This is a genomic window from Pseudomonas sp. GM49 (genome assembly GCF_000282355.1).
In the GTDB taxonomy this organism is placed as follows: domain Bacteria; phylum Pseudomonadota; class Gammaproteobacteria; order Pseudomonadales; family Pseudomonadaceae; genus Aquipseudomonas.
The window spans coordinates 1-13,005 of sequence record NZ_AKJL01000107.1 but is presented as its reverse complement, the minus strand read 5'-3'; the positions used below and the strand labels follow the sequence as shown (position 1 = coordinate 13,005).

The following is a 13,005-nucleotide window of genomic DNA, read 5'->3' as shown; positions in this document are numbered from 1 at the left end:
CCGCCATCACCGCCGACACTTGCGGCTGGAGTGACAGTCTGGGCGGCGTGCTCTGCGCTGAAGAAGTCGCAGAAAAGTACGGCGCAGGCCGCTACCAGGAACTGCGCAACGGCTTCTTCCGCAACGGTACCGACAACCTGTTGGTGGAGCTGGGCAAGTGGGGGCTGGGTCTGTCCGACCTGCTGATGACCCTCAACCTGTTCAGCCGCGTGAACGTCGACGACGCCGGGCGCTTCCACTTTGTCGAGTGCAATTCCAAGGCCGGCGACTACATCGAGTTGTACGCACCGATGGACACCCTGGTGGTGCTCACCGCTCTGCAACATCCGATGGACCCGACGCCGGAATACGCGCCGAAACCGCTGAAGCTCAGCTGGATGAACGCCGATGCCAGCGTCGCCGAACACTGCCGCACCTCGCGCCCGGAAAACGAGCGCGGCTTCATCAACACCGACCGTTTGTTCGCCTGAGGATCGCTGCCATGTCACTCGCAATCGCCACCGCTCCACAGTCGCCTGAAACCGCGGTCTACCGCGCCACCATCCCCGCCGGCGAACCCTGGCTGATGGAGGTCAAGGCCGGCCAGACCCTGCGCATCCTCGATCTGGAAGGCAATCAGGCGGTCGATACGCTGTTCTACAGCGTCGCCAATCCAAAAGAACGCTACGACGTACAACGCACCTTGCGCCGGCAGAACAGCGTGTACCTGAGCACCGGCAGCGTGCTGTATTCCAACCTCGGCAAGCCGATGCTGACCATCGTCGCCGACACCTGCGGGCGTCACGACACCCTCGGCGGCGCCTGTGCGCAAGAGAGCAACACCGTGCGCTACGCCCTGGAAAAACGCTACATGCACAGCTGCCGCGACAACTACCTGCGCGCCTGTGTTCACGATGGCCGCCTGGGCAAGGGCGACATCGGGCCAAACATCAACTTTTTCATGAACGTGCCGGTCACGGCTGACGGCGGACTGACCTTCGAAGACGGGATTTCCGCACCGGGCAAGTACGTGGATCTGCGTGCGGAGATGGACGTGATCGTGCTGATCTCCAACTGCCCGCAATTGAACAACCCGTGCAACGCCTACAACCCCACTCCTGCGGAGCTGCTGGTATGGAACTGAAATTCCCGAGACTGCGCCGCTGGTTATTTGCCTTGTGCCAGGCCCGTTCAAGCCAGTGCATCAAACAGTAAAAACCACCACCGCTCCCTGTAGGAGCGAGCTTGCTCGCGAAAAACCCAAGAGCGCCGCTGGGCATCGGGTGTCACGCGTAATCGTTCACGACCATCGCGAGCAAGCTCGCTCCTACAAGGGGCCAAGGGTGTTTTGGAACGAACTGATTCTGCCACCGGGGACGACCCCGGCGACTATCGAAAAACTGCGGGACGGCCCGCATCCCAGTCGAGGCTGATGCGCTATCGCCTCCAGGGGTTATGCCATGTTCGAAAAAGTCCTGATTGCCAACCGTGGCGCCATTGCCTGCCGCATCCTGCGGACCTTGCGCGAACTGCAAGTGCAGGGTGTCGCCGTCTACTCCGAGGCCGATGCCGCCAGCCTGCACATCCTGCAAGCCGACGAGGCCCACAGCCTCGGTGAGCGCGCGGCCGCCGGCACTTACCTGGCGGTCGAAAAGATCCTCGCCATCGCCAAAACCAGCGGCGCCACCGCAATCCATCCCGGCTACGGCTTTCTCTCGGAAAACGCCGCGTTCGCCGAAGCCTGCGAGGCCGCCGACATCGCCTTCATCGGCCCGACGCCAGAACAACTGCGGGTGTTCGGCCTCAAGCACACCGCGCGCGCCCTGGCCAAACAACACGGCGTGCCGATGCTTGAGGGTACCGAACTGCTCGACAGCCTCGATGCCGCGCTGCAGGCCGGTGAACAGGTCGGCTACCCGGTGATGCTCAAGAGCACAGCCGGCGGTGGCGGCATCGGCATGCGCGTGTGCCGCAGTGCGGCCGAGTTGAGCGAATCCTTCGAAGCCGTCAAACGCCTCGGGCAGAACAATTTCAGCGACGCCGGTGTGTTCATCGAGAAGTACATTCAGCGCGCCCGTCACCTGGAAGTGCAGGTATTCGGCGACGGTCGCGGCGAGGTGATCGCCCTCGGCGTGCGCGATTGCTCGGTGCAGCGCCGCAACCAGAAAGTCCTAGAGGAAACCCCGGCGCCGAACCTGCCCGACGGCATGGCCGATGAGTTGTGCGCGGCGGCGGTCAAACTGGCCAAGGCCGTGAATTACCGCAGCGCTGGCACCGTGGAGTTCGTCTTCGACAGCGATGCCCGGCGTTTCTACTTTCTGGAAGTGAACACCCGCTTGCAGGTGGAACACGGCGTCACCGAACAGGTGTGGGGCGTCGACCTGGTGCGCTGGATGGTGCAACTGGCGGCCGGTGATCTGCCGCCGCTGAGCGATCTGGCAAAGGGTTTGAAACCTGAGGGTCATGCGATTCAGGCGCGGTTGTATGCCGAGGATCCGGGGCGCGATTTTCAACCCAGTCCGGGCTTGCTTACCGCCGTGGACTTCCCGGTGGCCAATGGCATTCAACTGCGTATCGACACCTGGGTCGAGGCTGGGTGCGATATCCCGCCCTACTTCGATCCAATGATCGCCAAGGTCATCAGTTGGGCTCCGACTCGCGAAGAGGCCACTGCGGATCTGCATCAGGCACTAGGTGCCAGCCTGCTCTACGGCGTGGAAACCAACCGCGACTACCTGCGACAGATTCTGCTTGATGCGCCCTTCGTCAGTGGCCAACCGTGGACCCGTTGTCTGGAAGGCCTGGTCTATCAGGCCAACACGTTCGAGGTGCTCAGCGCTGGCACCCAGACCAGCGTTCAGGACTATCCCGGCCGCCTCGGTTACTGGGCGGTCGGCGTGCCGCCATCGGGGCCGATGGACAGTCGCGCGTTGCGTTTGGGCAATCGTTTACTGGGCAATGACGAAGGCGCGGCGGCACTGGAAATCACCATGAGCGGACCGTTGCTGCGCTTCAATTGCGAAGCGGTGGTGGCGGTGACCGGGGCGCATATTCCACTGACCCTGAACGGTGAAACCGTTGCGATGAATACGACGCTGCTGGTTCCGGCCGGTGCTACGTTGAGCCTCGGCACAATTGCCGGTGCAGGGGCCCGCAGTTATCTGTGCCTGCGGGGTGGCCTGCAAGTGCCAGACTATCTGGGCAGCAAAAGTACCTTCACCCTCGGTCAGTTTGGCGGCCACGGCGGTCGCGCCTTGCGTGCCGGCGACGTGTTGCATGTACCGGCCTTGAGCGATCGCAGCACCGGTCAGCTATTGGCTGAAAATCAGCTCAACGAGTTGCCCGGCGTACGGCAAATCCGCGTGATCTACGGTCCGCACGGCGCCCCGGAATACTTCACCGAACACTACATCGGCACATTCTTCGCCACGCAGTGGGAAGTGCATTTCAACTCCAGTCGCACGGGCGTCCGGTTGATCGGACCAAAACCGGAATGGGTGCGTGCCGATGGTGGCGAGGCGGGGTTGCATCCATCGAACATTCACGACAATCCGTATGCGATTGGTGCGGTGGATTTCACCGGGGACATGCCGGTGATCCTCGGCCCGGATGGCCCGAGCCTTGGCGGGTTCGTGTGCCCGGTGACGGTGATCGAAGCGGATCTTTGGCAACTGGGGCAGCTCAAGGCTGGGGACAAGGTGCAGTTCCTCCCGGTCGATCTGAAAACCGCCCGCAACCTCGCCTTGAAATGGAGTTCCTGTGGGAGCGAGCTTGCTCGCGATTGCGGTGTTTCAGTCACAGAGATGTCGGATGTGATGCCGTCATCGCGAGCAAGCTCGCTCCCACAAGGGATTGTGTCGCCTGTGGTGCTGGATATCGGGCAGGGGGATACGCGGCTGGTCGCAAGACTGTCCGGCGATACTCACCTGCTGCTGGAAATCGGCGCCCCCGAACTGGACCTCGTCCTGCGTTTTCGCGCCCACGCCCTGATGCAGGCACTGGAAAGCAAAGACCTGCACGGCGTGATCGACCTGACGCCGGGCATCCGTTCGCTACAAGTGCACTACCAGCCCGAGCAACTGCCACTGTCCGACCTGCTCGGCATCGTTGCCGGCGAATGGGACGCCGTGTGCGCCGCCAAAGACCTGCAAGTGCCCTCGCGCATCGTGCATCTGCCGCTGTCCTGGGACGACCCGGCGTGCCAGTTGGCCATCGAGAAATACATGACCACGGTGCGCAAGGACGCGCCGTGGTGCCCGAGCAACCTGGAGTTCATCCGTCGCATCAACGACCTGCCGAACCTCGATGAAGTACAACGTACAGTGTTCGACGCCAGTTACCTGGTGATGGGCCTGGGCGACGTCTACCTCGGCGCACCGGTCGCCACCCCGCTTGACCCGCGCCATCGACTGGTGACTACCAAGTACAACCCGGCGCGGACCTGGACCGCGGAAAACTCGGTGGGTATTGGTGGCGCCTACATGTGCGTCTACGGCATGGAAGGCCCCGGCGGTTATCAGTTTGTCGGGCGCACGTTGCAGATGTGGAACCGCTACCGCGAAGTCGCCGCGTTCGATGGCAAACCGTGGTTGCTGCGGTTTTTCGACCAGATCCGTTTCTACCCGGTCAGCGCCGATGAACTGCTGCGCATCCGCAGGGATTTCCCCCTTGGGCGCTTCGACCTGAACATCGAGCACAGTCAGTTGAATCTGGCGGATTACCAGGCGTTTCTGGCGCAGGAAGCCGAGACCATTGCCGCGTTTCGCGATCAGCAAAAAGCCGCGTTCAACGCCGAGCGTGAACGCTGGATCGCCAGTGGCCAGGCGCATTTCGACAGTGAAGAACTGGCCCCGGAGGCCACCGAAGAGGCGCCGCTGGCCAGCAGTCAACAAAGCGTCGACAGCCACATCGCCGGCAACCTCTGGCAGGTTCAGGTCGAGACCGGCAGCCGCGTCGAGGCCGGTGACGTGCTGGTGATCCTGGAGTCGATGAAGATGGAAATCCCCCTGCTCGCCCCGATGGCCGGCGTGGTGCACGAGATTCGCGTGCAACCGGGTTCGGCAGTACGTGCCGGACAGCGCGTCGTGGTGCTGGAACTCGACTGAACCCATTTTAAAAAGGACTCGCGCCATGAACATCAATCTGCAACTCGACGCCCTGCGCGGCACTTATCGCGACGGCCGCACCACGCCACGACAATTGCTGCTGCAACTGCGGGACAAAGCCGCCGCGCTGAACCCGGACTATCACCTGTTCATCCACTTGCTCAGCGCCGAAGAACTGGAGCCTTACCTCGCCGCCCTCGACGGCCGCGACCTCGACAGCCTGCCGCTGTATGGCGTGCCGTTCGCGATCAAGGACAACATCGACCTGGCGGGCATTCCGACCACCGCGGCGTGCCCGGCATTTGCCTACGTGCCGGAGCGTTCAGCGACCATCGTCGAACAACTGCTGGCCCTCGGTGCGATTCCGTTGGGCAAGACCAATCTCGACCAGTTCGCCACCGGGCTCAACGGCAGCCGTTCACCGTACGGCGCGTGCCCCAACAGCGTGTTGCCGGAGTATCCGTCGGGCGGTTCCAGCGCCGGTTCTTCACTGGCGGTGGCGCTCGGGGTCGCGAGTTTTTCCCTGGGCACAGACACTGCCGGCTCCGGGCGCGTGCCGGCGGCGTTGAACAATCTGGTCGGCATGAAAGCCACCAAAGGCCTGATCTCGACGGCTGGCGTGGTACCGGCCTGTCGTACGCTGGATTGCGTCACCACCTTCACCGCCACGGCGCGCGAGGCCAGTCAGTTGCTGACGCTCACCGCACGCCTGGACCCACGGGACGAATACAGCCGCAGCAACCCGTTGTGGAACGACGGCTCGGCGTTCGGTACACCGCGCCCGTTCCGTTTCGGCGTACCCCGTGCACAGGACCTGCAATTCTACGGTTGCCCTGAAGGCCCGCTGTTGTTCGGTGATGCCATCGACCGCCTCAAGGCCTTGGGCGGCGAAGCGGTGGAGCTGGATCTATCGCCGTTCCTGGAGGCCGCACGTTTGCTCTATGAAGGCCCGTGGGTAGCCGAACGCTACAGCGTGGCCGGTGAGTTGATGGCGCAAAATCCCGAGGCCGTGTTGCCCGTGATTCGCGCCGTATTGGCCAAAGCCCCCGCCGTCGACGGCGTGCAAACCTTCCGCGCCCAATACCGGTTGCAAGCGCTCAAGGCCCGGTGCGACACAGCGCTGGAAGGCCTTGATTGCGTCGTCACACCGACCATCGGCCGCCCGGTGACACTGGCGGAACTCGAGGCCGAACCGGTGCTGCGCAATTCGCAACTGGGCTACTACACCAACTTCATGAACCTGCTCGATTACGCTGCCGTTGCTGTGCCCAGCGCGTTCATGGACAACGGCCTGCCCTGGGGCGTGACGCTGTTCGGCCGGGCCTTTACCGATCAGTACCTGTTAAGTGTGGCGGATGCCTTGCAGCGCCAGCAAGGCTTGGCCGTACCTGCACCGGCAACGGTTGCACGCCATGATCGGGCGCGGCTGGTGGTCTGTGGTGCGCACCTGGACGGGTTGGCGCTGAACTGGCAGCTCAAGCAGCGCGGTGCCCGGTTGGTGGAAACGACATTCAGCTCGCAGGATTATCAACTCTATGCTCTGGCCGGTGGCCCGCCGTTTCGTCCGGGCATGGTCCGCGTGAAGGATGGCGGCGTGGCGATTGCAGTAGAAGTCTGGGAGTTGCCCAGTCGTGAACTGGGTTCGTTCCTGACCGGGATTCCGGCGCCGCTGGGGTTGGGCAAGGTGCAACTGGCGGATGGGCGCTGGGAGAGCGGGTTTATCTGCGAGGCGTATGGGCTGGAGGGCGCGGTGAATATCAGTCATTTGGGCGGGTGGCGGATGTATCTGAAAACACTGGGCTAAACACCAGACTCATAACCCTGTGGGAGCGAGCTTGCTCGCGATAGCGGTGTGACATTCAGCCTTGATGTGGCAGACACGCCGCCATCGCGAGCAAGCTCGCTCCCACAAGGTCCGTGCAAGATTTACGACCATTCGCGGCGCACATGGAGCAGTTATTTCCCGGCAGTGCCATTAGAATGCCTGCCATCGGACCACTGCCAACGGAACTGTCATGCCGCTTCGCTCGCCGCTGTATTCTCAACGTTCGTTGGTTCTCACGCTGGTCGCATTGCTGGGCGCAGGCTTTCTCGCTACCTCCTTTCTCAGCTACTACGCCTCCCGGGCATCGATCCGCGACAACATCGTCAACACCGAACTGCCGCTGACATCGGACACGGTCTATTCGGAAATCCAGAAAGACCTTGTCAGGCCGATCCTGATTTCCTCGATGATGGCCCGCGACACCTTCATGCGCGACTGGGTGGTCAACGGTGAAAAAGATTCCGACCAGATGACCCGTTACCTCAACGAGGTCATGACCCACTATGGCGCCTACACCGCGTTCTTCGTCTCCAACACCAGCCTGACCTACTACCACGCCAAGGGTGTGCTCAAACAGGTCAAGGCCACCGAACCCCGCGATGCCTGGTACTTTCGTGTGCGGGACATGAAGGATCCGTACGAGATCAACGTCGACCCGGACCTCGCCAACAAGGACGACCTGACCTTCTTCATCAACTACAAGGTCTACGACTACAACGACCGATTCATCGGTGCGGCCGGGGTTGGCCTGACCGTCGACGCCGTGATCAAACTGATCGACAAGTACCAACAGCGTTATCAGCGCAGTGTGTATTTCGTCGACAACTTCGGACGCCTGGTGCTCACCGGCGCCGAAGGGGGTCCGCAGGGTGCACGCATCGGGCAGAAACTCGGCGACCTCGACAGCATGAAAGACCTGGTCAGTCGACTGCCCCAACCCCACAGCGGCAGCTACGAATACTCCGTGCAGGGCCAGGGACATTTCCTCAATGTGCGGTTTATCCCGGAGCTGAACTGGTACCTGTTCGTCGACAAACGCGAAGACAGCGCCCTCGGTGAAATCCGCCAGTCGCTGTACCTCAACCTGCTGATCTGCCTGTTGGTCACACTGACCGTACTGGCCCTGCTCAACCGGGTGTTCAAGCGCTATCAGGACAAGATCCAGGCCCAGGCCATCCTCGACAGCCTGACCGAACTGCCTAACCGTCGCGGCTTCGACCTGCTGGCCGCACAGGCCATGCATGAAGCCCGGCGCGAGCCCAAACCGCTGACCGCTTTGCTGCTGGACCTCGACCACTTCAAGGCGTTGAACGACACCTACGGCCACCTGGCCGGCGACCAGGTACTGATCGGTTTCGCCCGGGATCTGGAAAGTTGCCTGCGGCACTCCGACATCGTCTGCCGTTGGGGCGGTGAAGAGTTCATCGTGCTGCTCAAGGACACCGACGGTAAGACCGGCCTGATGATTGCCGAGAAAATTCGACAGCATGTGGAACAACAGCGCTATGCCTACAACGACAAAGCCTTGCAACTGAGCGTGAGCATTGGCCTCACCACCCTGCAGCCCGATGACACCTTGCACAGCCTGCTGTCACGGGCGGATCATGCGATGTACCGGGCCAAGCAAACCGGCCGTAACCGAACCTGCGTGGAAAAATCTCACTCCAGTTATGAACCAGTCTGACCTCTGCCCCGCCTGCGGCGCCCCCAACGACTGCACCCTGGCCGACCCGCGAACCGCCGACCGCGCCTGCTGGTGCTACGGCGTCAGCATTGACCCGGCCGTACTCCAGGCACTGCCGGTGGAACTGCGCAACGCCTCGTGCCTGTGCCCGCGCTGCGCCGAAGTCGAGGCGCAGTTGCAAGCAGCGCCCGAGTCGATCAAGTAAGATGCGCGCCCCTTTCTTCACTGATCCTTAGTCATGCGTGTCGACCGATTCCTCAGCAACCTGCCGTGTTTCAACCGTAAACAGGTACGCCTGTTACTGGTGGAAAAACGCGTCAGGGTTGACGGAAAAGTTGTCAGCGACCCGCACGCTGAAGTCCGCGAATTCAGCCGCGTCGAAGTCGACAATGACGTGCTGCAAGTCGGTAAACCATTGCGCCACTTCATGCTGCACAAGCCCGCCGGATGCGTCAGCGCCACTCGGGATCCACAGCACCCGACCGTGCTCGATTTGATCCATGAACCGGACAAGGACGAACTGCACATCGCCGGACGCCTGGACTTCAATACCACCGGCCTGATGCTGATCACCAATGATGGCAGCTGGTCGCGGCGCCTGACCCAACCGCAGACCAAACTGCCGAAGGTCTATTACGTCGAAACCGAGCAGGACATCGGCCCCGAATACGCCATCAAGTTCAGCCAAGGGCTGTACTTCGCCTTCGAAGACCTCACCACACAACCCGCCGGGCTGGAGCTGCTCGGGCCAAAGTCTGCACGCCTGAGCATCGTCGAGGGCCGCTATCACCAGGTGAAGCGCATGTTCGGCCACTTCAACAACAAGGTGATGCGCCTGCACCGCGAGCGTATGGGACCGTTGGTGCTCGACGACAGGTTGAAACCGGGCGAATACCGCCCACTGAGCGATGAAGAGATCGGCTTGATCTAAGCGCACGACCGCTCAGCAGAAAGTTGTCGAACAATTTACCAGCGGCACTTGCGCAATGATGTGACCCCTGCTTGAATCAGGGCGTCGGCCGAAATGTGACCGATGAGTCATCCCATACTTCTAAGAAACTTTTTGCCGGTAGGAACCCTTGGGTTCCGGCCTCATCCGGCAGACTGCCCGCCAATAACAATACCCGTCGACCGGACTGCAATGGATCGACATGGGCCTCTCAAATTCCAGGCGTATGCCTACCTGTCACAAAGCTCGTGCAATCTCTTTTGCGCGCATACCCGCTTGCCAGGAGTCTTATGACATGAGGCCAGAAATCGCTGTGCTGGATATACAGGGTCAGTATCGGGTTTACACGGAGTTCTATCGCGCAGACGCCGCAGAGAAGACCATTATCTTGGTCAACGGCTCGATGGCCACGACTGCGTCGTTTGCACAAACCGTGAAAAACCTCCATCCGCAGTTCAACGTCGTCTGCTACGACCAGCCCTACGCGGGCCGGTCAAAAGCCCACAACCTGCATGAAAAAATGCTCACCAAGGAAATCGAAGGACAGATCCTGCTTGAGCTGATCGACCACTTCGCCGCCGAACACGTGCTGTCGTTTTCCTGGGGCGGTGCCGCAACCATGATGGCGTTGTCGCAACGGCCACGGCGCATCGAAAAAGCCGTGATCAGCTCGTTCTCCCCGGTGATCAACGCGCACATGCTCGACTACCTCGAACGCGGCGTCGAACACCTCGGCAACCTGGACCGCGACCGGGTCGGGCACCTGGTGAACGACACCATCGGCAAACACCTGCCGTCGTTGTTCAAGCGCTTCAACTATCGCCACGTCAGCTCCCTGGCCGAACATGAGTACGGGCAGATGCACTTCCACATCAACGATGTGCTGCACAGCGATCGCCAGTGCTACCTGCACGCGGCGAAGAAAATCGATGTGCCGGTGCTGTTCATGAACGGCGAATGGGACGAGTACACCGCCGCCGAAGACGCCCGTTTGTTCGCCAGCCACGTGCAACACAGCACCTTCAGCACCCTCCAGGCCACCGGCCACTTTCTCGACATGGAACACAAAGCCGCCTGCCGAGACAGCCGCAACGCACTGATGGGGTTCCTGAAGCCGGCAGAGTACGAAAGCCGACCGCGTTACCACTACGTCCAGGACCACCATGCATTGGCTAGCTGAAGTAGCGTCATCGCGAGCAAGCCCCGCCCTGCTGCGTTAAACGCATTCTGCAGGCGCGAGGCTTGCCCGCGATCGACCGTCATGCGGTCCAGGATTTTTTGTCACATCTGCGTTAAACCCGCCCCACGTAAAGAAAAACTTCAAATCGCCGGCCGTATCTGGTACAAAGTCAGCGCTCTGAGCGGGTGTCGTATAATGGCATTACTCCAGCTTCCCAAGCTGATAACGAGGGTTCGATTCCCTTCACCCGCTCCAATCAATTTCAGTCTCACGTCAAAGTGGTTTTGACGGGGGATGCAGAGTCAGAAAAAACCGGTCTTGATGGCCGGTTTTTTTTTGTGCTCTTGATTTGGGGGGGCTCGCAGGCATAGGGGCTCCCTTCATCCGAACCTTCCGCAACTTTTCCGTTTAGAAGGCTTACCTGACGCCCATCCATACGCAGAGTGCTCCTGCGCAGAAGCGACTACTATAAGAGTTCCGTTAGCGTTTTTTTCTCTGGATGGGGATTTGTTAGCGAATTTCGGTGCCCATTAGCCTTTTCATTCCCTCAAAAAAATTAACGCTTTCGCGTAGGATCAGGTATTCGTTAGCGTTTTTATCGCCCCAGTAAAGGATTTCGTTAATGCAGGTCGGTTTAAAGGCACTCGCAAACCAGTACGACATCGTTCTGGCACAGCCACTGCGCGTCGAATCGACGATTGGAACGACACGTGTCAGTCGCGAAAGTAGCGGGTATACGCAAAATCAGTATCCCCCGAGCTACCGGCCTGCCGACGATTTCTCAGGGCATTTCGAATTCGGCCTCAAGTACGAAGAGATCCATCTCGAATTCTTTGCTCGCTTGTTTGCAAAGACCGGACCCGAACCTATCGAAGCCTGGTGCCAGCGAGAGCCTTTTGGCCAATATGCTCGCCGCACGGGGTTTCTCTACGAATGGCTGACAGGGCAAAGTCTGGATGTGCCAGACGTAACCAACGGTGGCTATGTCGATGCACTTTCTGCGCAGGACTACCTCACCCGTAGTGAACCACCACGAGTTCGACGTTGGCGAGTCAAAAACAACCTGCCCGGTACACCCGGTTTTTGCCCTTTGGTTCGTCGTACGGCGGCAGTCAAAGAGGCTCTGCAATTCGATCTCGGCGCGGCGTTGAAGGAGTTGGATCGAGCCTTTGGTGCCGATATCTTGATGCGTACGGCCAGTTGGTTGACGTTCAAGGAGTCACGAGCCAGCTTTCTCATCGAAAAAGAGGCCGACCAGGCTGATCGCATCCAGCGTTTTGCGCATGTCATTGCCCAGCACTGCGGCCATATCGAAGCCCCATTAAGCAATGACAGCCTACGTTTCCTGCAAGCCGACATTCTGGGTCGAGATGCCATTGGGCTCGGCTTGCGGCGCTCCCCGGTATTTGTCGGTCAGGCCACATTGCGCGAGGACATCGTGCATTACATTGCCCCGCACTTTGAAGAACTTGCCCCTCTACTGGAGGGCCTCAACGAGTTCGAGATCGCAACGCGTGGTGCCGAGTCAGTGGCACGCGCCGCAGTGCTTGCATTCGGCTTCGTGTACATCCATCCCATGCGTGACGGCAACGGCCGGATTCATCGCTTCCTGATCAACGACACCTTGATCAGGGACAAGGCAGTGCCCGACGGAGTGATCCTGCCCGTGTCAGCCACTATCACCAGTTCGATCGATTTCAGGGCAGGCTACGACCGTACACTCGAGGTGTTTTCACGACCGTTTATGCGCCGTTACGCGGCGGCTTATCGATTTAGTGAACTCGTGACCTATGAGGACGGAACTCCCAGCAATTTCATCTTCGATGAATACGTAGACGCAAGCTTTGCGTGGCGATACCCCGATCTCACCGAACATGTCCTGTACACAGCCCGCGTCGTCGAGCACACGATTCGTACGGAGATGGCGGATGAAGCCCGAGTCTTGGTTATCTTTCAGCGAGCGCAGGAACAACTCAAAGAAGTGCTCGAAATGCCGGATCAGGATGCCAACCGCATCATCCGTTCGATCAAGGAGAACGGCTGGATGGTGTCCGGAAAGCTGAAGAAAGGATACCCGCAGCTTGAGGATGAAGGCATGGCGCAACGTGTTGTGGATGCAGTGCGCTCCGCGTTTGAGGATCGAGTGATGGGGGCTGGTGAAGAGTGATCTTCGGTAGAACTGGATAGCGTGCAACTGCAGCTGAAAAGGAGACCGGTCCGAGTGGCTAATGCCAGTCAGTTAAGCAATTTCAGCCGCGACACCCTTTGTAGCAGCTGCCGAGC

Annotated in this window: 9 protein-coding genes and 1 tRNA gene; all 10 read left to right on the top strand. The window is 60.3% G+C overall.

The genetic code is table 11. The annotated features are described in order from the left end of the window. Positions 1-470 (top strand): DUF1989 domain-containing protein (locus PMI29_RS18690; protein ID WP_007996703.1); only part of this gene is annotated, 470 nt, incomplete at its 5' end. 11 nt (positions 471-481) lie between these two features. Then, positions 482-1,123: an urea amidolyase associated protein UAAP2 gene (locus tag PMI29_RS18695; protein ID WP_007996701.1), complete on the top strand. Its 642-nt coding sequence runs from the start codon at positions 482-484 to the stop codon at positions 1,121-1,123. Between the two features lie 316 nt (positions 1,124-1,439). After that, entirely contained in the window at positions 1,440-5,084 is a 3,645-nt protein-coding gene (uca, locus tag PMI29_RS18700) for an urea carboxylase (protein ID WP_007996699.1), read from the top strand. A 25-nt stretch (positions 5,085-5,109) separates the two neighbouring features. Further along, entirely contained in the window at positions 5,110-6,888 is a 1,779-nt protein-coding gene (atzF, locus tag PMI29_RS18705; RefSeq protein WP_007996698.1) for an allophanate hydrolase, read from the top strand. A gap of 211 nt (positions 6,889-7,099) precedes the next feature. After that, positions 7,100-8,593, top strand: coding sequence for a sensor domain-containing diguanylate cyclase (locus tag PMI29_RS18710; protein WP_007996696.1), 1,494 nt, complete (start codon positions 7,100-7,102; stop codon positions 8,591-8,593). Then, positions 8,580-8,798: a cysteine-rich CWC family protein gene (locus PMI29_RS18715; protein ID WP_007996694.1), complete on the top strand. Its 219-nt coding sequence runs from the start codon at positions 8,580-8,582 to the stop codon at positions 8,796-8,798. Before PMI29_RS18710 ends, PMI29_RS18715 begins: the two co-directional genes overlap by 14 nt. Positions 8,799-8,831: 33 nt before the next feature. Next, entirely contained in the window at positions 8,832-9,524 is a 693-nt protein-coding gene (locus PMI29_RS18720; RefSeq protein ID WP_007996693.1) for a pseudouridine synthase, read from the top strand. Positions 9,525-9,837: 313 nt separating this feature from the next. Continuing rightward, on the top strand, positions 9,838-10,722 hold the full coding sequence (locus PMI29_RS18725) for an alpha/beta fold hydrolase (protein ID WP_007996691.1): 885 nt from the start codon (positions 9,838-9,840) through the stop codon (positions 10,720-10,722). Between the two features lie 181 nt (positions 10,723-10,903). Then, positions 10,904-10,977, top strand: a tRNA-Gly gene (locus PMI29_RS18730). Between the two features lie 367 nt (positions 10,978-11,344). After that, a complete protein-coding gene (locus PMI29_RS18735) occupies positions 11,345-12,889 on the top strand; it encodes a Fic family protein (protein WP_007996688.1) in 1,545 nt (514 codons plus the stop codon). Positions 12,890-13,005 lie beyond the last annotated feature (116 nt).

Coding starts and splice junctions, on each gene's coding strand:
- atzF (WP_007996698.1), top strand. CDS start 5,110: ATGAACATCAATCTGCAACTCGACGCCCTGCGCGGCACTTATCGCGAC.
- uca (WP_007996699.1), top strand. CDS start 1,440: ATGTTCGAAAAAGTCCTGATTGCCAACCGTGGCGCCATTGCCTGCCGC.
- PMI29_RS18720 (WP_007996693.1), top strand. CDS start 8,832: ATGCGTGTCGACCGATTCCTCAGCAACCTGCCGTGTTTCAACCGTAAA.
- PMI29_RS18715 (WP_007996694.1), top strand. CDS start 8,580: ATGAACCAGTCTGACCTCTGCCCCGCCTGCGGCGCCCCCAACGACTGC.
- PMI29_RS18695 (WP_007996701.1), top strand. CDS start 482: ATGTCACTCGCAATCGCCACCGCTCCACAGTCGCCTGAAACCGCGGTC.
- PMI29_RS18710 (WP_007996696.1), top strand. CDS start 7,100: ATGCCGCTTCGCTCGCCGCTGTATTCTCAACGTTCGTTGGTTCTCACG.
- PMI29_RS18725 (WP_007996691.1), top strand. CDS start 9,838: ATGAGGCCAGAAATCGCTGTGCTGGATATACAGGGTCAGTATCGGGTT.
- PMI29_RS18735 (WP_007996688.1), top strand. CDS start 11,345: ATGCAGGTCGGTTTAAAGGCACTCGCAAACCAGTACGACATCGTTCTG.